The 23,442-nt window shown below is 37.2% G+C and carries 21 protein-coding genes, 1 rRNA gene and 1 riboswitch; of the genes, 21 read left to right on the forward strand and 1 reads right to left on the reverse strand.

What is annotated here, in order from left to right; genetic code table 11:
- Window positions 1-9 precede the first annotated feature (9 nt).
- The 20 genes from rrf (at window position 10) to thiC (ending at window position 22,013) form a co-directional block, all read left to right on the forward strand.
- Window positions 10-126: ribosomal RNA gene (gene rrf, locus TEPIDINF_RS12430) — 5S ribosomal RNA — on the forward strand.
- Between the two features lie 323 nt (window positions 127-449).
- Entirely contained in the window at window positions 450-1,613 is a 1,164-nt protein-coding gene (locus TEPIDINF_RS12435; RefSeq protein WP_069798892.1) for an amidohydrolase, read from the forward strand.
- Between the two features lie 25 nt (window positions 1,614-1,638).
- Window positions 1,639-2,601 carry an aldo/keto reductase gene (locus TEPIDINF_RS12440; protein ID WP_069798894.1) on the forward strand — a complete coding sequence of 321 codons (963 nt, stop codon included), beginning with the start codon at window positions 1,639-1,641 and terminating at the stop codon, window positions 2,599-2,601.
- Between the two features lie 163 nt (window positions 2,602-2,764).
- The gene (locus TEPIDINF_RS12445) at window positions 2,765-3,628 is read left to right on the forward strand and encodes an NAD(P)-dependent oxidoreductase (RefSeq protein WP_069798896.1); all 864 of its coding nucleotides are present in this window, start codon (window positions 2,765-2,767) and stop codon (window positions 3,626-3,628) included.
- Window positions 3,629-3,771: 143 nt separating this feature from the next.
- A riboswitch (purine riboswitch) is annotated at window positions 3,772-3,873 on the forward strand.
- A 120-nt stretch (window positions 3,874-3,993) separates the two neighbouring features.
- Window positions 3,994-4,491, forward strand: a complete 498-nt coding sequence (gene purE / locus TEPIDINF_RS12450) for a 5-(carboxyamino)imidazole ribonucleotide mutase (protein ID WP_082732272.1) — start codon at window positions 3,994-3,996, stop codon at window positions 4,489-4,491.
- Window positions 4,492-4,524: 33 nt separating this feature from the next.
- Window positions 4,525-5,823 (forward strand): adenylosuccinate lyase, encoded by a 1,299-nt coding sequence (gene purB / locus TEPIDINF_RS12455; protein WP_421692174.1) that lies wholly within the window; start codon window positions 4,525-4,527, stop codon window positions 5,821-5,823.
- 34 nt (window positions 5,824-5,857) lie between these two features.
- The gene (gene purC / locus TEPIDINF_RS12460; RefSeq protein ID WP_421692175.1) at window positions 5,858-6,577 is read left to right on the forward strand and encodes a phosphoribosylaminoimidazolesuccinocarboxamide synthase; all 720 of its coding nucleotides are present in this window, start codon (window positions 5,858-5,860) and stop codon (window positions 6,575-6,577) included.
- Window positions 6,570-6,824, forward strand: coding sequence for a phosphoribosylformylglycinamidine synthase subunit PurS (gene purS, locus TEPIDINF_RS12465; RefSeq protein ID WP_068722232.1), 255 nt, complete (start codon window positions 6,570-6,572; stop codon window positions 6,822-6,824). The genes purC and purS overlap by 8 nt, the downstream gene beginning before the upstream one ends.
- A complete protein-coding gene (gene purQ, locus TEPIDINF_RS12470; protein ID WP_068722233.1) occupies window positions 6,821-7,525 on the forward strand; it encodes a phosphoribosylformylglycinamidine synthase subunit PurQ in 705 nt (234 codons plus the stop codon). Before purS ends, purQ begins: the two co-directional genes overlap by 4 nt.
- Entirely contained in the window at window positions 7,440-9,746 is a 2,307-nt protein-coding gene (purL, locus tag TEPIDINF_RS12475) for a phosphoribosylformylglycinamidine synthase subunit PurL (RefSeq protein WP_421692176.1), read from the forward strand. The genes purQ and purL overlap by 86 nt, the downstream gene beginning before the upstream one ends.
- On the forward strand, window positions 9,716-11,164 hold the full coding sequence (purF, locus tag TEPIDINF_RS12480; protein ID WP_421692177.1) for an amidophosphoribosyltransferase: 1,449 nt from the start codon (window positions 9,716-9,718) through the stop codon (window positions 11,162-11,164). The genes purL and purF overlap by 31 nt, the downstream gene beginning before the upstream one ends.
- Window positions 11,148-12,185 carry a phosphoribosylformylglycinamidine cyclo-ligase gene (purM, locus tag TEPIDINF_RS12485; protein ID WP_421692178.1) on the forward strand — a complete coding sequence of 346 codons (1,038 nt, stop codon included), beginning with the start codon at window positions 11,148-11,150 and terminating at the stop codon, window positions 12,183-12,185. Before purF ends, purM begins: the two co-directional genes overlap by 17 nt.
- The gene (gene purN / locus TEPIDINF_RS12490) at window positions 12,182-12,829 is read left to right on the forward strand and encodes a phosphoribosylglycinamide formyltransferase (RefSeq protein WP_068722243.1); all 648 of its coding nucleotides are present in this window, start codon (window positions 12,182-12,184) and stop codon (window positions 12,827-12,829) included. The genes purM and purN overlap by 4 nt, the downstream gene beginning before the upstream one ends.
- Complete coding sequence (purH, locus tag TEPIDINF_RS12495; protein ID WP_069798917.1) at window positions 12,804-14,336, forward strand: bifunctional phosphoribosylaminoimidazolecarboxamide formyltransferase/IMP cyclohydrolase; 1,533 nt, start codon at window positions 12,804-12,806, stop codon at window positions 14,334-14,336. The genes purN and purH overlap by 26 nt, the downstream gene beginning before the upstream one ends.
- 18 nt (window positions 14,337-14,354) lie before the next feature.
- Window positions 14,355-15,629, forward strand: a complete 1,275-nt coding sequence (purD, locus tag TEPIDINF_RS12500; protein ID WP_421692179.1) for a phosphoribosylamine--glycine ligase — start codon at window positions 14,355-14,357, stop codon at window positions 15,627-15,629.
- A gap of 267 nt (window positions 15,630-15,896) precedes the next feature.
- Window positions 15,897-17,558, forward strand: coding sequence for a hydroxylamine reductase (hcp, locus tag TEPIDINF_RS12505; RefSeq protein ID WP_421692321.1), 1,662 nt, complete (start codon window positions 15,897-15,899; stop codon window positions 17,556-17,558).
- Between the two features lie 189 nt (window positions 17,559-17,747).
- Window positions 17,748-18,782, forward strand: coding sequence for a DUF3048 domain-containing protein (locus TEPIDINF_RS12510; RefSeq protein WP_421692180.1), 1,035 nt, complete (start codon window positions 17,748-17,750; stop codon window positions 18,780-18,782).
- A gap of 149 nt (window positions 18,783-18,931) precedes the next feature.
- Entirely contained in the window at window positions 18,932-19,243 is a 312-nt protein-coding gene (locus TEPIDINF_RS12515; protein ID WP_068722250.1) for a YerC/YecD family TrpR-related protein, read from the forward strand.
- 101 nt (window positions 19,244-19,344) lie between these two features.
- Complete coding sequence (pcrB, locus tag TEPIDINF_RS12520) at window positions 19,345-20,040, forward strand: heptaprenylglyceryl phosphate synthase (RefSeq protein ID WP_068722253.1); 696 nt, start codon at window positions 19,345-19,347, stop codon at window positions 20,038-20,040.
- Between the two features lie 272 nt (window positions 20,041-20,312).
- Window positions 20,313-22,013 (forward strand): phosphomethylpyrimidine synthase ThiC, encoded by a 1,701-nt coding sequence (gene thiC, locus TEPIDINF_RS12525; RefSeq protein ID WP_421692181.1) that lies wholly within the window; start codon window positions 20,313-20,315, stop codon window positions 22,011-22,013.
- A gap of 78 nt (window positions 22,014-22,091) precedes the next feature.
- On the opposite strand, the gene TEPIDINF_RS12530 is transcribed toward thiC, so the two are convergent.
- Window positions 22,092-22,391: an MTH1187 family thiamine-binding protein gene (locus TEPIDINF_RS12530; RefSeq protein ID WP_068722258.1), complete on the reverse strand. Its 300-nt coding sequence runs from the start codon at window positions 22,389-22,391 to the stop codon at window positions 22,092-22,094.
- 182 nt (window positions 22,392-22,573) lie between these two features.
- Here TEPIDINF_RS12530 and TEPIDINF_RS12535 point away from each other — a divergent pair, with 182 nt between their 5' ends.
- A complete protein-coding gene (locus TEPIDINF_RS12535) occupies window positions 22,574-23,347 on the forward strand; it encodes a Cof-type HAD-IIB family hydrolase (protein WP_421692182.1) in 774 nt (257 codons plus the stop codon).
- Window positions 23,348-23,442 lie beyond the last annotated feature (95 nt).

Here is a 23,442-nt window from a genome sequence, read left to right on the forward strand (position 1 = left end):
TCCTGCAAGCCTGGTGATGACGGCGGAGGGGATACACTCGTTCCCATCCCGAACACGACCGTTAAGCCCTCCAGCGCCGATGGTACTTGGACCGAAGGGTCCTGGAAGAGTAGGACGTTGCCAGGCAATAAAAAAAAGCTAACCACATGGTTAGCTTTTTTTATTGGCTTTGTTAAAAGATAAGAAAGTATAACTTTCTTGCACTTCTCATTTAAGGGTTTGTATATTCCATAAACAGCGACCTTCAGAAGTGCCCTTCTCTCCGTAATCTTTATTCATAGAAGGGCACGGATGACGGAGCGCGATGAAATATTCAAACCTTTTCTTAAATTTTAATGTTCACTTCATTTTAACGAATGGATTTGTTACTTAAAGGGGGAGGAATTTCTTATCTACTCATAGAATAATATATTTAGAAGATCGAAATATTTCAACAAGGGGGAAGAGAAATGATTGCAATTGTAAATGCTACAATTAACACCATTACACAAGGAATCGTTGATCAAGGAGGAATAATATTAATAGAAGAAGGGAAAATAAAGGCTATTGGTCAAGGTATTGAGATACCAAAAGATGCTCAAGTTATAGATGCACAAGGTCAATGGGTAACACCAGGTTTGATTGATGCACATACGCATTTAGGGGTATATGAAGAAACAATTGGATGGGCTGGAGCCGATGTCAATGAAATGACAGATCCTGCCACTCCCCATGTTCGTGCATTGGATGCAATTAATCCATTAGAGCAAGGTTTTAAGGATGCCATTCAAGGTGGTGTTACTACTGTTCAAATTATGCCTGGTAGTGCAAATGTGATTGGTGGAGAAATGTCAATTGTAAAAACCTATGGTCGTATCGTTGATGAAATGATAGTCAAGAAAACCTCAGGTCTTAAAATTGCTTTTGGTGAGAATCCAAAAAGGGTGTACGGAGAGAAAAAACAAATACCATCCACAAGAATGGGCACAGCAGCAGTATTAAGAGATCATTTAATAAAGGCAAAAAATTATTTAAAAAAAATTGAACTAGGTATGGAAGACTCCTCAAAAGCACCTGATATCGATCTTAAAATGGAAACCTTAGTTAAAGTATTAAAGAAAGAGATTCCTGTTAGAGCCCATGCTCACCGTGCAGATGATATCATGACAGCAATTCGCATTTCCAAGGAATTTAATATAAATCTAACATTAGAACATTGCACAGAAGGTCATAAAATTGCAGACATCATAGCTGAAAATGGATATAAAGCTGCGGTAGGTCCAACACTTAGCAACCGTTCTAAGATTGAATTAGGAGATAAAGGCTGGCACACATTAGTCTCATTAGACAAAGCCGGTGTTCCTGTTTCTATAATTACCGATCACCCCGTCATTCCAATAGAATATCTCATCGTTAGCGCTGCCATCGCTGTGAGAGAAGGATTAAATGAAGAAACAGCTTGGAAGGCAATTACTATTAATCCTGCAAAACATATGGGTATTGAGGATCGAGTAGGTTCCCTGGAAGTCGGAAAAGACGCAGATATAGTTCTCTGGTCAGGTAACCCTTTTGATTATCGGACAAAAGTATTGATGACTATAATAGATGGAAGAATTGTTTATCAACACGAATAAGAAATGATACACAGGAGGACTACATATGGAATATGTCAATCTAGGAAGAGCAGGTGTAAAAGTGTCACGCCTTGCTCTAGGTACAATGGTATATGGTGATTGGGGAATTGGAGAAAATGAATCGATTGAGCTGATCCACAAAGCGATGGATGCTGGAATTAACTTTATTGATACAGCAGATATTTATGGAGGAGGAACATCAGAAGAAATCGTTGGTAAAGCCATTCGCCATAAAAGAGATGAAGTGATTTTAGCGACAAAATTTAAAATTAGAACAGATGAAGGTCCAAATGGACAAGGGGCAAGTCGTTTTCGAATTATGAAACAAGTAGAGCTAAGCCTAAAACGACTTGGTACAGATTATATAGATTTATATCAAATTCATCGTCCTGATCCAACGACACCAATCGATGAGACCTTACGCGCTTTAGATGATTTAGTTCGTCAAGGAAAAGTCCGTTATATTGGTTGTTCCAATTTTGATGCATGGCGAATCGTAGAAAGTTTATGGGTTAGTGACAAAATGAATCTAGAAAGGTTTGTTTCCAATCAACCTTCTTATAGTTTGCTTGATCGATACATCGAACAGGAGATTTTGCCTGTCAGTGAAAAATATGGACTAGCCACATTATGTTATTCTCCACTAGCAGGAGGATGGCTTACTGGAAAATATGCAAAAGGGAACCATTTACCAGAGGATAGTCGTGGTGCTAAACATCAATGGAATTTAGAGTCTAAGGAAAACAAAGAGAAATTAGAAAAAGTAGAAAAGCTAAGTTTCATTGCAAACAAAGAAAATATTTCTTTAACTCAACTAGCCATTGCTTGGTTATTACATCAGGGACCATCAGTTATCCCGATTATTGGAGCAAAAACATCAGAACAACTAAGAGAGAATATTAGTGCTCTTGAAGTCAAATTGTCAGAGGATACACTAAAGGAAATTGATCAAGTCGTTCCATCCCCCTATTTCGACTTTTCTAAATAATAAATAAGCAAAGTAATAAAGTTGGCATGTAATTGATTCTCTTTAACCCGAATGAGTGATGTTCGGGTTTTTTTCTTTCAAATCAGATTCGCTGAAAAGATCAAAAAATGCTATAGTAATTTTTGTGCAATTTATTTAAAAATTTTTTATAGAGGTGAGTTTTATGAGAATTGGTTGGATTGGCTTAGGAAATATGGGAGTTCCTATGGCGACAAATCTTAAGAAGGCTGGATATGAACTATTCGTGTATAATCGTAGTAAAGAAAAAGCACAACCACTTTTAGAAATGGGAGCGACTTTTAAAGAAAGTCCTAAAGAAATCGCTGCTTCAGTGGATGTTTTAATCACGATGGTTGCGGATGATGAAGCTGTGAAAGATGTGTATACGCGAGAAGATGGAGTGTTGGCTGGTTTAAAAGAGGGGCAAATTGCCATAGATATGAGTACGATTTCACCTGAAACTTCAAAAACAATTGCCGCTTTGTGTAAGGAAAAAGGGGTAGAAATGCTTGATGCTCCAGTTTCAGGTAGTGTTGCACCGGCAAAAGAAGGGACACTTGTGGTACTTGTAGGCGGAGATGCTGAAACGTATGAAAAAGTGAAACCTATTTTTGATATTGTAGGAAAGGCTTCTTTCCTTTTGGGAGGGAATGGGGCTGGAAGTAACGCAAAACTAGCGATCAATAGTATGTTAGGAATCTATATTCAAGGACTTGCCGAAACCGTTTTATTTGCGGAAAAGGCGGGGATTCCAAGGGAAACGATGCTTGAAATTGTAAAATTAAGTGCTGTAGGTTCCCCAATTGTAAATATTAAAACACCAAGTATTATCCAAGATTATTATCCAGCAGCTTTTGCCTTAAAACATGCCACAAAAGATTTACGACTCGCAATGGATCGAGCAAAAGAGATGGATCTTTCTTTCCCACTCATTGAAAAGGCAGCCAATACATATGAGGATGCCCTAAATGCAGGAAATGGTGAACTTGATTTAATGGCTATACTTTCCTACCTTGCAAAAAAATAATAACATATCCAAATTAGAGCTTAACTATATTTGAACAGGAATATGGTTAAGCTTTTTTAATGAAATAAAAATCGAACAATAACTATTAAATTATATTTAATGTTCGTTTTTATCTTGACGAATGATGTATTGATTGTTAAACTAAATATCAACAGAATATAACTCGTATAATATCAGGAATATGGCCTGAAAGTCTCTACCCAGTAACCGTAAATTACTGGACTACGAGTAAAATATACCGAAGGGAATTAAGCCCAGGCGGGTAGGTTTTGCTCGTTCTTTTTTAGAAAATCTACTCACTTGGGCTTTATCTTTTAAGGGCGCGTAATTGAATATGACACGTGGGAGAAAAGGAGAGAATGCAAATGTCAAAAGTATTGATTGTGATGGGTAGTGACTCAGATTTACCCATTATGGAAGGCGCAATGAAGGCTCTAAAACAAATAGACATTCCTTATGAGGTAATGATTTCATCAGCACATCGGACACCTGAACAGACTGCCAAAATAGCAAAAGAGGCAGAGAAGAATGGATTCTCGGTCATTATTGCTGGTGCTGGAATGGCTGCCCATTTACCAGGGGTTATTGCAGCATATTCCACCCTACCTGTCATTGGCGTACCGATCAATGGAAGTGCTTTAAATGGCCTAGATGCTTTATATGCTATTGTTCAGATGCCAAAGGGATTACCTGTTGCCACTGTAGCTATAAATGGGGCGTACAATGCAGGAATCCTTGCTGCACAAATTATTGGCGTATTTGATCAAAAGGTTGCAAATGAATTGAAAAACTTGAGAAAAATAATGGCTGAGGAAGTTGAATTAAAAAATAAGAAGTTACAAGAAAATTTGCCTAAAAGCTAATGAAAGCATAAAAAAGAATGTTGGAGGTACGTGATGATTGAACGTTATACAAGAGAAGAAATGAAAGAGATCTGGACGGAAGAGAATAAATATAAAGCTTGGCTAGAAGTAGAAATCTTAGCTGCCGAAGCTTGGGCTGAATTAGGAGAAATTCCAAAAGAGGATGTAAAAAAAATTCGCGAAAATGCGAAAATCAATATTCAGCGAATCCATGAAATTGAAGAGGATACTAAGCATGATGTAGTAGCTTTTACGAGAGCTGTGGCAGAAACATTAGGGCCAGAATCTAAATGGGTCCACTATGGTTTAACCTCTACTGATGTAGTGGACACAGCTCTTTCTTATTTATTAAAACAAGCTAACAACATTTTATTAAAGAATATTGAAGACTTTCTTCAAATTTTAAAAGCAAAAGCGATAGAATACAAATATACCGTCATGATGGGAAGAACGCATGGGGTGCACGCTGAGCCAACTACATTTGGACTCAAAATGGCTCTATGGTATGCAGAAATGAGTCGACATCTTGAGCGCTTTAAAAGAGCCATGGATGAAGTGGCATATGGGAAAATCTCCGGTGCTGTAGGTACTTATGCCAATATACCTCCATCTATTGAACAATATGTATGTGAAAAATTAGGATTACATCCTGCCCCAATATCTACTCAAACACTTCAAAGGGATCGCCATGCTCAATATATGGCTAGTTTGGCTTTAATCGGTACCTCCCTAGAAAAATTTGCAACAGAAATTCGTGGTTTGCAAAAGTCAGAGACAAGGGAAGTGGAAGAGTTTTTTAGTAAAGGTCAAAAGGGTTCATCAGCAATGCCGCATAAGCGTAATCCAATTGGATCGGAAAATATAAGTGGTTTGGCAAGAGTATTGCGTGGATACATGGTATCAGCTTATGAAGATGTAAGCTTATGGCATGAACGGGATATTTCTCACTCATCTGTAGAACGGATTATTCTACCAGATGCTACTACACTTCTAAATTACATGTTAAACCGTTTTGCTAATATCGTGAAACACCTTACTGTATTTCCAGAAAATATGAAAAGGAATATGGAAAGAACCTATGGCCTTATTTATTCCCAACGTGTTTTACTAACATTGATCGAAAAGGGAATGACTAGAGAACAAGCTTATGATTTAGTACAAAAAAGAGCCATGCAAGCATGGGAAGAACAAACCTCATTTAAAGAGTTGTTAAAACAAGATGATACTATTACCGCTACGCTAACCGTACAAGAATTAGAAGAGTGTTTTAACTACGAATACCATCTGAAACAAGTAGATTATATTTTTCAACGCTTAGGACTAAATGAATAATGAAGAAATTGAAATGGACGAGGAGGAAGCAAAAATGGAAAAATTAGAATTACTTTATGAAGGAAAGGCAAAAAAGATTTACCGCACGAACAAAAAAGAGCAATTCCTTGTGGAATACAAAGATGATGCAACTGCTTTTAACGGTGAAAAAAAAGGTACGATTGTGGGTAAAGGAGCCTTAAATAACCAAATGAGCGCTATCTTTTTCCAAATGTTATCTGAAAAAGGGGTAGAAAATCATTTTGTCGAACGGATTTCCCCTATTGAGCAAATTGTTAAAAGAGTAAAGATTATCCCCTTAGAGGTCGTTGTCCGAAATATCGCAGCAGGGTCTTTAGCAAAACGCTTAGGTTTAGCAGAAGGGACCGCACTAAGACACCCAGTTGTGGAATTTTACTATAAAGATGATGAACTTGGTGACCCTCTAATCAATGACTCCCATATTTCTGTCCTTCAACTAGCTACCCCAGAACAACTTCAACAAATGGAGTTGGTTAGTCTAAAAGTGAATGAAATCTTAAGCGAATATTTGCTTACAAGAAAAGTATTACTCGTCGATTTTAAATTAGAATTTGGCCTAACAGAGGATGGAAAACTTCTACTTGCTGATGAAATATCTCCTGATACTTGTCGCTTTTGGGATGCTGATTCTAAAGAAAAGTTAGATAAAGATCGTTTTCGTCGTGACTTAGGTCATGTAGAAGAGGCTTATCAAGAGATGCTTAAACGATTAGGGGGAGAGGTTCTTGTTTAAGGTAAAAGTCTATGTCACATTAAAACAAGATGTTTTAGATCCTCAAGGCCAAGCTGTTAGAGGGGCCTTACTTACCTTAGGCTATGATGAAACAGAATCGGTAAGGATTGGCAAGTATATTGAAATTATGATCAACACTGAGCAATATGAAGTGGCGCAAGAAAGAATAAAAGAGATGTGCGAGAAATTGTTGGCTAACACAGTAATCGAAGAATATCGATATGAATTGGAAGAGGTGGCCGTATGAAGTTTGCAGTGGTCGTCTTTCCTGGCTCTAATTGTGATATTGATTGTTACCATGCCATTGAAGATGTGATCGATGGTGAAGTAGATTATATCTGGCATCAACAAGTAGACTTAAGTGGCTATGATTGTATTGTTCTACCAGGCGGTTTTTCTTATGGGGATTATCTAAGGTCTGGAGCCATTGCTAGATTTGCACCAATCATGAAACATGTAGAGAAAGCGGCAGCAGAAGGCAAATTAGTCATTGGGATATGTAATGGATTTCAAATCTTACTTGAAGCAGGATTACTTCCAGGTGCGATGAAAAAGAATGAAAATCTACAATTTATTTGCTCGATAGAGACGATTACTGTTGAAAACAATCAAACCCCTTTCACCTTAGAATACCACTTAGGAGAAGAGATCAAGATTCCAATTGCCCATGGGGAAGGAAACTATTATTGTGATCAACAAACGTTAAAAGAATTACAAAAGAATAATCAAATTATCTTTCGTTATAAAGATAATCCTAACGGCTCTATTGATGATATTGCAGGGATTTGCAACAAACAAGGCAATGTTTTGGGGATGATGCCTCATCCTGAACGGGCTGTCTCTAAACTTCTTGGTTCTGAAGATGGAAAGAGATTATTCCAATCTATTCTTAGCTATTGGAGGGAGAAAAAGAGTGAATCAAGAACCTACAGCAGTGCAAGTATTTAACGAAAAAGTTTACCTTGAATTAGGATTGTCGGATGGGGAATATGAGAGAATAGTTCAGTTAATAGGTAGAAAACCTAATTTTCTTGAAACAGGATTATTTAGTGTAATGTGGTCAGAACATTGTAGTTATAAAACTTCTAAACCTGTGTTAAAAAAGTTTCCAACCCAAGGGAAACATGTACTTCAAGGTCCTGGGGAAGGGGCAGGAATTATTGATATTGGTGACCAACAAGCAGTGGTCTTTAAAATAGAAAGTCATAACCATCCATCTGCCATTGAACCATACCAAGGGGCGGCAACAGGAGTGGGTGGAATCATCCGTGATGTTTTTTCAATGGGAGCAAGACCGATTGCCTTATTAAATTCATTGCGTTTTGGACCTTTGGAGGATGAAAAAGTAAAATATTTATTTCAACAAGTCGTTGCAGGAATAGCGAATTATGGCAATAGTATAGGGATTCCTACCGTTGGTGGAGAAGTTGTTTTTGAAGAAGCATATCAAGGGAATCCACTGGTCAATGCCATGTGTGTTGGTTTATTAAATCATAATCAAATTAAAAAAGGTGTAGCTACAGGGATCGGTAATTCTGTGATGTATGTTGGCGCAAGTACAGGCAGGGATGGAATTCATGGCGCTACATTTGCATCTGTTGAGTTAAGTGAACAATCTGAATCCAAGAAGTCCTCTGTTCAAGTAGGCGATCCTTTTATGGAAAAGCTTCTATTAGAAGCGACTTTAGAACTAATAGATTTAGATATTATAGAAGGAATTCAAGATATGGGAGCTGCTGGACTCACAAGTTCTAGTACAGAAATGGCCAGTAAAGCTGGAAATGGAATGGAACTAGATCTTTCAAAGGTACCAAGGCGAGAACCAAATATGACTCCTTATGAGATTATGCTTTCTGAATCTCAAGAAAGGATGCTAGTCGTTGTAAAGAAAGGAAAAGAGGAAGAGGTAAAAAAAGTATTCGCAAAATGGGGATTGCACTCTGTTGTAATAGGTAAAGTTACAAATGATGGGATGTACCGTATTTTTGACCAAGGTGAGGTTGTCGCAGAACTTCCTGTAAAAGCTCTTGTAGATGAAGCTCCAGTCTATCATATGCCGTCAGAAGAACCAGCCTATTATCGTCGCTTTCAAAGTATGGGTAATGGAATGGATTTAACGCAATACGAATATCTTCCTGATACTCAACAAATTTTACTAGATTTATTAGCAAATCCAACTATTGCTGATAAAGAATGGGTTTATCGCCAATATGATCATATGGTAAGAACCAGTACGGCTGTTACTCCAGGGAGCGATGCAGCCGTGATTACGATCAGAGGAACGAAAAAGGCCTTAGCTATCACAACTGATGGAAATGGTAGATATATCTATTTAGATCCTAAGGTAGGAGGGGCAATTGCAGTTGCTGAAGCTGCAAGAAATCTTGTTTGTTCTGGGGCAGAGCCTTTAGCAATTACAGATGGTCTTAATTTTGGCAATCCAGAAAAGCCAGAAATCTTTTGGCAATTTGAACAAGCGGCAAAAGGAATGAGTGAAGCTTGTCAAATCTTAAATACTCCAGTTATTGGTGGAAATGTGAGCTTTTATAATGAACGGAATGGGAAAGCAATATACCCTACACCTATTATTGGCATGGTAGGACTTATTCGTGATACAGATTATATTACAACTCAAGGGTTTAAGCAAATAGGCGACCAAATTTTATTGCTCGGTGATACCTATGATGAGTTGATGGGGACAGAGTTTCAAAAGTTAATCTCAGGCATAGTAGAAGGAAGGCCGCCAACCATCGATTTAGAAAAAGAAAAAAAGGTGCATGAAGTTGTACTTCGAGCGATTCGCGAGGGAGTCGTTCATTCTGCTCATGATGTAAGTGATGGGGGGTTAGCAGTGGCATTAGCTGAATCTTCTATTTCAGGAAACCTTGGTGCCTCCATTACTTTAACGGATGAATTAGGGCCGACTTCCTTTTTATTTAGTGAGAGCCAATCTCGCGTTATTTTGTCGGTTTCGTCGAATGATGTGGAAAAGGTAAGAAATATTGCCCTGGAAATAGGCGTTTCTTGTCAGTTGATTGGTGAAGTTGTTTTAAATCAATTTGAAGTATACTATAACGACAAGAAGATCATCTCTTTATCGACAGCAGAGATAAAAAAAGTATGGAAGGAGGCCATTCCGTGTTTGATGAAACCCTCCTCGACAAAATGAGTGAAGAATGTGGCGTTTTTGGAGTTTACCATCATACAGAAACACCTCAATTGATTTATTATGGCTTACAAGCACTACAACATCGTGGCCAAGAAAGTGTAGGAATTGTGAGCTCTAATCATGAGTTTTTTACCTATCACCATGGTATGGGGTTAGTGACCGAAGTTTTCCATCAGCAAGAGATAAATCGTTTGAATGGAATGATGGGAATAGGTCATGTGCGTTATTCGACAACAGGGGAAAGCAAGCTGCAAAATGCTCAGCCCCTAGTATTTAAATATCGGAATGGGGAAATAGCGATTGCAACGAATGGCAATCTAACCAATGCCATGCAAATTCGAAACCAATTAGAAAGACAAGGTTCCATTTTCCAGACAACAAGTGATACTGAAGTGATTGCCCATTTAATCGCAAAATCAATGTATGACGATATTGAACAAGCGGTTAAGGAAGCTTTAAGCGTTATTAAAGGGGCGTATGCTTTACTGATTATGACGAACGATAAACTAATTGCTGCCCTTGATTCGAATGGATTAAGACCTCTTTCGTTAGGAAAATTAGAGCATAGCTATCTATTATCTTCAGAAACCTGTGCTTTTGATACAGTAGGTGCAACAACGATACGAGATATTGAACCAGGAGAAATGCTGGTATTTGACAAAGACGGGATTCGTTCGGAACATTTTACTGTTCAAACGAGAAGAGCGATTTGTAGCTTTGAATATATTTATTTTGCTCGTCCTGATAGCGATATTGGTGGAATCAACGTTCATTTAGCAAGAAAAAGATTGGGGAAAAAGTTAGCAGAAGAACATCCTGTTGAAGCAGATGTGGTAACGGGTGTTCCTGATTCTAGTATTTCCGCAGCGATCGGTTATGCAGAAGCTTCTGGTATTCCTTACGAATTAGGCTTAATTAAAAATCGCTATATTGCTAGAACATTTATTCAACCAAGTCAAGAATTACGAGAAAAAGGAGTAAAGATGAAGCTTAGTGCTGTTCGTAAGGTAGTCGATGGGAAAAGAGTTGTGATGATTGACGATTCTATCGTTCGTGGTACGACAAGTAAACGAATTGTTCAATTGTTAAAAGAAGCTGGAGCCAAAGAGGTACATGTTCGAATTAGTTCACCTCCTGTTAAAAACCCTTGTTATTATGGTATTGATACTTCCTCTCGTGAAGAGTTGATTGCTGCAGCAAAAACCATTGAAGAAATGAAGGATTTCATCGGTGCAGATTCTCTCGCCTTTTTAAGTATGTCTGGCATGCTTGAAGCGATTGGTAGACAAGGAGACGACGTGAACCATGGCTATTGTGTCGCTTGTTTTAATGCTGAGTACCCAACAGAAGTCTATCAAAGTCAGCAAAGTAAAACGGATAAAGTGAGATGGGGGATAGAAGATGAACCAATCTTATAAAAAAGCCGGGGTTGATATTGAGGCAGGGAATAAAACGGTAGAAAGAATTAAGTATCATGCAAAAAGAACATTTCGCCCTGAAGTGATATCTGGTATTGGAGGATTTGCTGGGCTTTTTGAATTGCAACATCGATATAAAAACCCTGTTTTGGTTTCAGGTGCTGATGGGGTAGGAACCAAGTTGAAGATTGCCTTTGCAATGGAGCGTCATGATACGATTGGAATTGATTTAGTTGCCATGTGTGTGAACGATATTCTTGTACAAGGAGCTGAGCCTTTATTCTTTCTTGATTATCTAGCAACGGCAAAACTTGAACCTAAAAAAGCTGAGGAGATTATCAAAGGGATTTCAATAGGTTGTCTAGAGGCAGGTTGCGCATTACTAGGAGGAGAAACAGCGGAAATGCCTGGAATGTATCAACAAGAGGAATATGATTTAGCAGGTTTTGCTGTTGGTGTGGTCGAAAAGGACAAAATCATCGATGGTTCTAAGATTGAAGAGGGTGATGTGATCATTGGTTTTGCATCTAATGGTCTGCATAGTAATGGGTTCTCTCTTGTTCGTTATTTATTTTTTGAACAATATCATTTTCACTTAGATGAGATGATCTCTGAACTTGGTTGTTCCTTAGGAGATGAATTATTAAAACCAACGCGTATCTATGTTCAATCAGTATTACAAATCATGAAACAAGTTCAAATTAAGGGTATGGCCCATATTACTGGTGGAGGATTGTTGGAGAATGTTCCTCGAGTCTTACCAGCTGGATTACAGGCAAATCTGCAACTGAAGAGTTGGCCAATTCTACCGATCTTTACTCTCTTACAAAAACTGGGTGAACTTGATCATCAGGAATCATTTCGCACCTTTAATATGGGGATTGGTTTTGTATTGATTATAGACCAGAAGGATAAAGAAAAAGTCTTAGATCTAGCAAAACAATATGGGGAAACAGCTTATGTAATCGGGGAGATCACGAAAGGGGATCAAGGAGTTGTCTTATTGGAGGAAGGGCGATGAGCACAAAAAAGATAGCTGTCTTTGCTTCAGGGAATGGTTCCAATTTTCAAAGCTTAGTTGATGCAGAAAAAAAAGGAAAACTAGCTGGCCGTATTCAACTATTAGTGTCTGATAAACCAGAAGCTTATGTAATAAAAAGGGCAAAAGATGAAGGAATTCCGGTTTTTGCTTTTCAACCAAAAGATTATGAGAATAAGCAAGCCTTTGAGACTGTCCTTGTGGAAATCCTTAAGGGATTGGAAATTGATTTAATTGTCTTAGCAGGTTATATGAGGCTGATTGGACCAACTTTACTGCAAGCTTTTCCCAACCAAATCATCAATCTCCATCCTTCCCTTTTACCATCGTTTCCAGGTAAGGCAGCGATCGAACAAGCCTTTCATTATGGAGTAAAATATACAGGAGTAACGATCCATTTTGTTGATGAAGGAATGGACACAGGACCAATTATTCAGCAACAGATCGTTCCGATTGAGGAAAAAGATACAATCGAAACCTTAACAGAAAAAATCCATCAAATAGAACATGTGTTATTGCTGCAAACGGTTAACTTGATTTTAAAGGAACAAGTGGTATGGAAGAAAAAGAGTATGAAAGAGAAAGGAGTAAAGAAAGATAATGAGTCAGAAAAGAGCCATCCTTAGTGTGTCAGATAAAACAGGAATCATAGAATTTGCGAAGGGTTTAATCGAGCTAGGTTATGAAATCATTTCAACAGGAGGGACCAAAAAGGTTCTTGAGCAAGAGGGCATTTCCGTCATTTCCATTTCAGAGATCACTGGATTTCCAGAAATTCTTGATGGGCGTGTAAAAACTTTACATCCGAACGTTTTTGCAGGACTATTAGCGATAAGAGCAAATGAAGATCACCTCAAACAACTACAAGAGCAACATGTAGACCTGATCGATCTTGTTGTTGTAAATCTTTATCCGTTCAAAGAAACTATTTCCAAACCTGGTGTTACATTTGAAGAAGCGATCGAAAACATTGATATAGGTGGACCTTCTATGCTTCGTGCTGCAGCAAAAAATTATCAAGATGTTGCAGTGATCGTCGACCCTGCTGATTATCAAGCAGTAATTGAAGAATTAAAACAGGAGCAAATGTTATCTTTGGCGGCAAAAAAGAAGTTAGCTGCCAAAGTGTTTAGGCATACAGCAGCATATGATGCGTTAATTGCCCAATATTGGAATGATCAATTGGAAGAGGTTTTCCCAGAAAAGCTAACTCTAACCTATGAAAAGGTTCAAGAGCTTCGTTATGGGGAAAATCCTCATCAAAAAGCCAGCTTTTATCGGGAAGCTATATCTAAACAAGGACTCGCTTATGCAAAACAATTACATGGAAAAGAGCTCTCTTACAATAATATCCAAGATACGAATGCAGCATGGGAGATCATTAAAGAGTTTAAACAGCCTGCAGTGGTTGCTGTTAAACACATGAATCCCTGTGGCGTAGGAGTTGGAAAAAACTTATCTGAAGCTTTTACAAGAGCCTATGAAGCGGATCCTGTTTCAATTTTTGGTGGGATTGTCGCAACAAATCAGATGGTTGATGAGGATACAGCAAGTCGTCTTAAAGAAATTTTCCTCGAAGTGATTATTGCGCCTGGCTTTACTGAACAGGCTCTCGAACTACTAACGAAAAAGAAAAACATTCGCCTATTAGAGCTTGTAGAAGGAGAAGGTGCATCTTCTAAAAAGGTAGTATCAGTTTTAGGTGGTTTATTAGTACAGGATCAAGATAAAAAACAAATAAATGCTGAAGAATTAAAAGTAGTAACAAAAAGAAAACCAACTACTGAGGAGCTTGAGCAGCTACAATTTGCTTGGAAGGTTGTAAAGCATGTTAAATCAAATGCAATTGTCCTAGCAAATGGTCAACAGACAGTAGGTATCGGAGCAGGGCAAATGAATCGTGTTGGTGCAGCAAAAATTGCAATTGAACAAGCTGGTGAACTAGCAAAGGGAGCAGTAATGGCTTCTGATGCCTTTTTCCCAATGCCAGATACAGTAGAAGAGGCAGCAAAAGCGGGAATTACAGCAATTATTCAACCAGGTGGCTCTATTCGTGATGAAGATTCGATTATTGAAGCAGATAAACATGGCATTGCGATGGTCTTTACTAGTATTCGCCATTTCAAGCATTAAGAAAAGGGGAATATGGATATGAATATTTTAGTAGTAGGCCAAGGGGGAAGAGAACACGCAATTGTTAAAACCCTAAAAAAAAGTCCAAAAGTTAATCAAGTGTATTGTGCTCCGGGTAATGGTGGAATTGCACAAGATGCAATTTGCTTACCGATTGCTGAAAATGATTTTGAAAAATTAATAATGGCAGTTAGAGAGTATAAGATTGATCTAACAGTTGTAGGACCTGAGCAGCCTTTAATTGAAGGAATTGTCGATGTATTTCAAGAACAAGGCCTCCCGATCATTGGTCCAACAAAAGCAGCAGCTCAAATTGAGGGAAGCAAATCGTTCGCAAAGCAATTAATGGGAAAATATCGAATTCCTACTGGTAATTATCAAGTATTCTATACATCAAAAGAGGCAATCGATTATGTAAAACAACAGGGAGTGCCAGTAGTGATTAAAGCAGATGGGATTGCAGCAGGAAAAGGAGTAGTTGTGGCTCATCAATTAGAAGAGGCGATATCAGCTATTAATAGTATCATGGAAGATAAAATTTTTGGTGATGCTGGTCAATCAGTTGTGATTGAAGAGTTTCTATCAGGAGAAGAATTAACCGTTATGGCCTTTGTAGATGCTAACAGTATCGCTGTAATGGAGCCTGCTCAAGATCATAAGCCTGTTTATGATGAAGACAAAGGTCCAAATACTGGTGGAATGGGTGCTTATTCACCTGTTCCTCATATGAAGGAATCCTTGTTAAACGAAGTATATGATCAAATTTTATTACCAACTGTCGAAGCTATGAAACAAGAAGGAATACCTTTTACAGGTATTTTGTATGCTGGATTAATGATCACAAATGAAGGTCCAATGGTTATAGAATTTAATGCAAGGTTTGGTGATCCTGAAACACAGGTTGTTCTTCCTAGATTAGAAACCGATTTAGTTGAAGTTCTATTAGCGATAAGAGATAAACGGTTAAATGAAATGCACTTAGAATGGAAAAAAGAAGCAGCGGTTAGTGTTGTAATGGTTTCAGCAGGTTATCCAAAGGAATATAAAAAAGGTATGCCAATAATAGAGCATGCTATGCCATCAAAAACACAGGTTTTTTATGCAGGTGCTAAGCTCCTAGAGGAACAATTAGTTACAGCTGGAGGTAGAGTTCTTGCCGTAACTGGATTAGGTACAACAATAGAAGAAGCACAAAGAAGAGCTTATCAGGGAGTTAACAACATTAACTTTGAAGGTGCACATTATAGAAGAGATATTGCAAATAAAACAATTAATCGAATAGCTAATTCGTAGCTAAATTATAAATTGTTTATTAGTCAGAAAAAAATAAGTACAATTTGCGGGTGTCAATGAATTAGTTCAATTGACACCCTTTTTCGCTAGCATTACATAAATATAGTCATAATTTTCAGTTAATATCTTTTCGTAAATTTGAGCTAAAAAGTTTTTAAGGTTGTGACTTTTTTCACAGAAATAATGTTGTAAACAAGGTATAGTAATAACTGCAGGGTAAAAGAAATGTACACAATGTTAATGCAGGGAGATGAAAAGAAAATGAGTATGTTTTGTTATCAATGTCAAGAGACATCTAAGAATGTAGGCTGTACAGTTGTTGGTGTCTGTGGTAAGACACCTGAAGTTACTAACCTTCAAGACTTATTAATTTATGTATTAAAAGGAATCTCTATTTATGCAGAAAAAGCTAAGCAAGTAGGTATAAATGATGCAGAGACAGGTTTATTTATTGCTAAAAATCTATTTTCAACCATTACAAACGTAAACTTTGATCCAGTTTACTTTGAAACTAAGATCAAGGAAGCATTAGCTCTTCGTGAAAAAGTTAAAACAAGCTTCTTAGCAGCATATAAAGAGAAGTATGGAACGGAATTTAATGAAGAATTACCTGAAATGGCTACATGGTATAGTGACAATGTAGAGGATTTCTACAAAAAGGGAGAATTAGTAGGGGTACTAGCAACAGCAAACGAAGATATACGTTCATTAAGAGAATTATTAATATATGGATTAAAAGGTATTTCAGCATATATAGAACACGCTTTTGTTTTAGATGAACAAAATGATGAAATATTTAGCTTCTTACATAAAGGTTTAGCTGCAACAACAGATGATAGTCTTTCAGCTGACGATTTAGTTGGCATTATTATGGATGCTGGTGCTACTGCAGTTAAAGCTATGGAAATGCTTGATAGAGCTAATACAGGCACATATGGTCATCCAGAACCAACCCAGATTAATATCGGTGTTAGAAATCGTCCTGGTATTCTAATCAGTGGACATGACTTAAAAGATTTAGAAGAATTATTAGAGCAATCTAAGGATAAAGGTATAGACGTATATACACATGGTGAAATGCTTCCAGCTAATGCTTATCCTTTCTTCAAAAAATATGATCACTTTGTTGGAAACTACGGTAACTCTTGGTGGGAGCAAAACCGTGAATTTGAATCCTTCAATGGGCCTATTCTAATGACTACAAACTGTTTAGTTCCACCAAAAGCTTCTTACCAAGACAGAGTTTATACAACAGGAGTAGTTGGATTCCCAGGCTTAAATCATATTGAAGATCGTAAACCTGGTGAGCAAAAGGACTTCTCAAAAATTATTGAGCATGCTCTAAAATGTGAGCCTCCAACTGAAATTGAAAATGGTACAATTCCTGGTGGATTTGCACGTAATGCTGTCCTAAGTGTAGCAGATAAAGTAGTAGACGCTGTACAATCAGGTGCTATTAATCGATTCGTTGTTATGGCTGGTTGTGAAGGAAGACATAAAACAAGGGATTACTACAAGGATATGGCAAGAGAATTACCAAATGATACGGTCATATTAACAGCTGGTTGTGCAAAATATCGCTACAATAAATTAGATCTTGGCGATATTGGTGGCATTCCAAGAATATTAGATGCTGGTCAATGTAATGACTCCTATTCCTTAGTAGTTATTGCACAAAAATTAGTAGAAGCTCTTGGTGTTGAAGATATTAATGACCTTCCACTATCATATACCATCGCTTGGTATGAGCAAAAAGCTGTTGCTGTATTATTAGCATTATTATACTTAGGAGTAAAAGGAATTCGCTTAGGGCCAACATTACCAGCATTCATTTCTCCTAATGTATTAAAAGTATTAGTAGAAAAATTTGACATCAAACCAATTGGAACTGTTAAGGATGACTTAGAGGCAATTCTAGCTGGTAAATAATAAAATATGTAAAGTATAAAAGACGAAGGGGTATTGCAGATTTACTGCTAATACACCTTCTTTTTTTGTGAAATTTAATTTACATAAAATAGATCATCTGTTTTTCAATTAAATATTGGAGGAAAATAATTTAAAAAATAGAAATAGGTAAAGGATAAATATAAGTGAAAAAGTAAAAAGGGTGATCAGATGAAAAGATTCGCGGCAATAATAGTGCTATTAATGTTTGTAGTTCAGATTGTAGGGTGTAGTAATCAGGCAACAGTTAAAGTAATAAATGAAGAAAAACAGATAGAAAATAAAACAAAGTCTACAGAAATAGAAAAAGAAGAAGTATGGGCATCTAAATATACTGCACCATTAACTGGGTTACATGTTGACAATGAAGTTAAAGAAAGAATTATTGGTGTTATGGTAAATAATCATCCAAAAGCAAGACCACAAAGTGGTTTGATAGAAGCAGATATGGTATATGAGATCCTTGCTGAAGGAATGATTACCCGGTTTGTAGCATTTTATCAAAGCAAGGCACCAAAAGTAGTTGGTCCTGTAAGAAGTATACGTCCCTATTATATCGATTTAATCAATGGCTTTGATGGTTTAATCGTACATGCTGGAGCAAGTGAAGCCGCTTATGCGATTCTACAAAGGGATAACCTACCTGATTTAGATGAAATTAAAAACTCAGGTTCTGCCTTTTGGAGAGTCGATTTTAGGAAAATGCCCCACAACTTATATACAAGTATAGATAAAATTAGAACTTTTGCAGAAAAGAAAGGATACCGTTCGGAAGGATACATTCCAACCATTCCATTTCTAAAGGAAGATGAAATCGTAACAGGTACGCCTGCAAAAGAAATTAATATTGAATACTATTCAAAATATATCGTTGGTTATCAATATGATGAAACAAAAAAACAATATAACCGTTATATAAATGGACAACCACATACAGATTTAGAAACAGAAGAACAATTAACAGCAAAGAATTTATTAGTGATACGAGCAGAACATAAAATTTTAGATAATGAAGGTAGAAGAAGTATTAACTTATATGGACCAGGTAAAGGGTATTTGTTTCAAAATGGTGCTATGAAAGAAATCACTTGGGAAAGAAAAGATGGTGTTATTAGGGCTTATGTTGATGGAAAGGAACAAGGATTACTTCCTGGTCAAACCTGGACGATTGTTGTACAGAACAGCACTCCTGTCTCTTACCAGTAGACATTTCATCGTTTTAACGCGAAAATACAAGACTTGGTACGTCTAACATGTATCCGATTACATTTTTTTGTTTAATGCAAAAAAGTCTACTGGTATGACTATATTTTTTTAAATAAATATGGTACTCTATTGACGAGAGGTGAGAAAAAGTGCCATTTGAAAAATTAAAGGATAAAACGGTAGATCAACTATTTAAATCGATACTAGCGCTTGAAACTTTAGAAGAAGCATATAAATTCTTTGATGATTTATGTACAGTAAATGAAATCCAATCTTTAGCACAGCGTTTAGAAGTGGCTCGCATGTTAACAAGAAGTTATACGTATAACCAAATTGAGGCAGAAACAGGGGCGAGTACAGCGACCATTTCAAGGGTAAAAAGATGCCTTAATTATGGAAATGATGGTTACCGTCTAGCTCTTGATCGAATTTCCAATGACGAAACAAATACTGAAAAGTAAGTCATTACATGGTAAAGTAAAGGGGAGTAGTTAAGCTACTTCCCTTTTTAGATGGAAAAGAAAGTTAAACTTTTCTTTGATACTGAATGTTGGAGGATTGTATGAGTGGCCAATGGTTATCATCACTTAAACATATGTTTAAATTAGATCCAAATCGGCCAATTACAGAAGAGCAAGTCAAACAACTTTGTGAATCAGGGACAGATGCAATTCTGATTGGTGGCACTTTAGGAATCACTTATGACGATACGGCTCAGTTACTACGATGGGTACGAAAATATTCTGCTACAGTTCTTCAGGAAGTATCTGATTTAAAAGCGATTGTTCCAGGATTTGATTATTATTTTATTCCCTTTGTAGTCAACGCTCAAAACCCAGATTGGATCTTAAATATCCATCAAAAAGCTTTGAAGATGTATGGAGAGTTAATCAATTGGAATCAAGTGTTTGTAGAAGGATATGTGGTTTTAAATCAGCAATCTTCAGTTGCAAAGTTGACCGAAAGTAGAACAGATTTGGATTTAGAAGATGTTTTGGCGTATGCTAGAATCGTAGACCAAATGTTGAAGTTACCAATCCTTTATATTGAATATAGTGGAGCATATGGAAATCCTGATTGGCTCAAAGAAATAAAAAATATCGTTCAGCAGTCTAAGATCTTCTATGGTGGGGGAATTGATTCAATTGAAAAATCAGTAGAGATGAGCCAATATGCAGATACAATTATAATTGGCAATTTAATCTATGAAGACTTTGAATTGGCTATGAAGACAGTGAAAAACATTAATGAAGTATAAAAATAAATTGACAAAATCATGTATATCAGATATTTTTACATTATAAACTGAATATGCGGGAGCTTGGGGAACTGGGCTGAGAGGATAACTATACCGTTATCGACCGTTGAACCTGAACTGGATAATGCCAGCGGAGGAATGGACGTACGTATAACATGTACAATTACTAGGCCGCCTATTTATCTAGGTGGCCTTTTTACATGTTTTCCCTTCGCCTTATTAGAAAAGGTTCGAATTAGTAGATAAGAACTTTTCAAAGAGGAGGTACAAATATGTCAAGTAATACAAACCAGCAAATTTCTGTTTCTATGTCTTCTTTTCCAGGGAGTAAAAAAGTCTATGTTCAAGGCTCTAGACCTGATATTAGGGTTCCTATGCGGCAAATAGAATTATCCCCTTCATCAGAGTCGTATGGTAAAGAAAAAAACCTTCCTGTCCGTGTATATGACACAAGTGGTCCTTACACTGATCCATCATTTGTAGTAGATATTCAACAAGGGTTACCTAAAGTTCGTCGTCAATGGATTTTAGAACGCGGTGATGTGGAAGAATACGAAGATCGCAACCATTTGCGTGCAAAACCAGGAAGGAACGTTACTCAATTGCATTATGCTCGTCAGGGAATGATTACCCCAGAAATGGAATTTGTTTCGATTCGAGAAAATGTTTCACCTGAATTTGTACGGCAAGAAGTTGCAAGTGGACGTGCCATTATTCCTGCAAATATTAACCACCCAGAAAGTGAACCGATGATCATTGGCCGTAATTTCCATGTAAAAATCAATGCGAATATTGGCAACTCTGCTGTCTCATCTTCCATCAAAGAAGAAGTAGAAAAAATGACATGGGCAATCCATTGGGGAGCAGATACGGTGATGGATCTCTCCACAGGTCAAAATATTCATGAGACGCGTGAGTGGATTCTTCGTAATTCCCCAGTTCCTATTGGGACTGTTCCTATCTACCAAGCACTTGAGAAAGTGAATGGAAAAGCTGAAGACTTAACTTGGGAAATATTTCGAGAGACATTAATTGAGCAAGCAGAACAAGGAGTAGATTATTTCACCATTCATGCAGGCGTTTTGTTACGTTATATTCCTATGACAGCAAAACGTGTAACAGGGATTGTTTCTCGGGGTGGATCGATCATGGCTGCTTGGTGTCTTGCCCACCATGAAGAAAATTTTCTCTATACTCATTTTGAAGAGATTTGTAAAATAGTGAAAACTTATGATGTAGCCTTATCCCTTGGTGATGGTTTACGTCCAGGCTCAATTGCTGACGCAAATGATGAAGCTCAATTTGCTGAGTTACAAACCCTTGGTGAACTGACAAAGATTGCTTGGGAGCATGATGTTCAAGTGATGATCGAAGGGCCGGGACATGTTCCTATGCATAAAATTAAAGAAAATGTAGAACGTCAGCTTGAAGTTTGTCACGAAGCTCCATTTTATACATTAGGCCCACTTACAACTGATATTGCACCAGGTTATGATCATATTACTTCAGCTATTGGCGCAGCTATGATCGCTTGGTTTGGTACAGCCATGCTTTGCTATGTTACACCAAAAGAACACCTTGGGCTGCCTAACAAACAAGATGTACGGGAAGGGGTTATTGCATATAAGATCGCTGCTCATGCAGCAGATTTAGCAAAAGGACACCCGGGTGCACAAATAAGAGATGATGCACTTTCCAAAGCACGTTTTGAATTCCGTTGGTATGATCAGTTTAATCTATCCCTTGATCCGGAACGGGCAATGGAATATCATGACGAAACCCTTCCTGCTGAATCAGCAAAAACAGTACATTTTTGCTCGATGTGTGGACCAAAATTCTGTAGTATGCGAATTACCCAGGACATTCGAGAATACGCAAAAAATAAAGATCTCTCATTAGAAAAGGCGATTGATGAAGGATTAAAAGAAAAAGCAGAAGAATTTAGAGAAAATGGAAAGAAGATTTATTTATAAATTGGATCAACCAACTGTCTATAGTAAAAAAGAAGGTGCCCTATACAAAAATGGCATCTTCTTTTTCGTTTTTTAACGTCAATGTAAAGATTGTTGAACGACTTCGACTTGATGAGTCATGTTTATAGTCTTATCTGTTCGATCATCAATACTCATATTGGTGATAACACGACTTACTCCATTGGAAAGTGCATCTTGATGAATTTCTTTTGCGATCTCCATTAATTGGTTTAGATCTCCTTCAATAATGGTTGCTGTAGGCATAACCTGATACTTTAATCCTTTCTGTTCAATGAGTTGAACAGCATGAGAAACGTGAGAACTAAAACTAGGTGTATTTGTACCAACAGGAACTACACTAATTTCAAGTAAAGGCACGTATGATCACTCCTTAACTAAGATTAGGGATACATCCATAGAATGTTTATAAAAACAAAATTTATACAAAAAATTTTATTTTTGTGTAGCAATTTTCTTTAAAGATCATGTGTTATAATTTCTTTATGTAAAATGATTGATTATATTTAGGCAGATAATTAAAAATAATAGGAGTGTATCAGATGTCTTATAAAATCGTATTTTTTGATATAGACGGAACATTAGTGAATGAAGAAAAGCAGATTCCAAACGATACCAAAGAGGCGATTAAGCGTTTAAAAGAACGAGGAATCGAAGTGGCCATTGCGACAGGTAGAGCGCCATTTCATTTTACAAAGATAAGAGAAGAACTAGGAATCGATTCATTTGTCTCTTTTAATGGTTCTTACGTGGTATATAAAGGGGAAGTCATCTATCATCATCCATTTCGCCAAGAAGACCTATCCTTGCTTGAACAGGAGGCAAAACGTAGAAAGCATACGATGGTTTTTCTAAGTCACAAGGATTTTTTTGCGAATGTGGATCAAGATCTACATGTGATTCAGTCCTTTCATTCTCTTAAGCTAACCCCGCCAAAATATCGTCAACAATATTGGCAGGAAGAAACGATTTACCAAGCCTTGCTTTACTGTGAAGCAGATGAGGAAAAGTACTATCACGATCATTATCCTCATTTTCATTTTGTTCGTTGGCACCAATACTCCATGGATGTGATTCCAAAAGGTGGATCTAAAGCAAAGGGAATTGAGATGTTCCTTCGTAAACTAGACATTAATCCTTCAGAGGCTGTAGCCTTTGGTGATGGTTTGAATGATCGAGAAATGCTGTCCTTCGTAGGAGCGGGTGTGGCCATGGGAAATGCTCATGAAGAAGTAAAACCATTTGCCAAATTCACTACAAAACATGTAGATGAAGGTGGAATCCGCTTTGGCTTAAAGCAATTACAATTGATTTAGTCAGTTATTGATTTTCAGATGAAGATCTTATCATCATTTTCAGCTTGTAGATAAAGTCTTTTATAAGATTAGTCTACAAGCTTTTTTGTTTGATT

The organism is Tepidibacillus infernus (genome assembly GCF_048898065.1).
GTDB lineage: Bacteria > Bacillota > Bacilli > Tepidibacillales > Tepidibacillaceae > Tepidibacillus_B > Tepidibacillus_B infernus.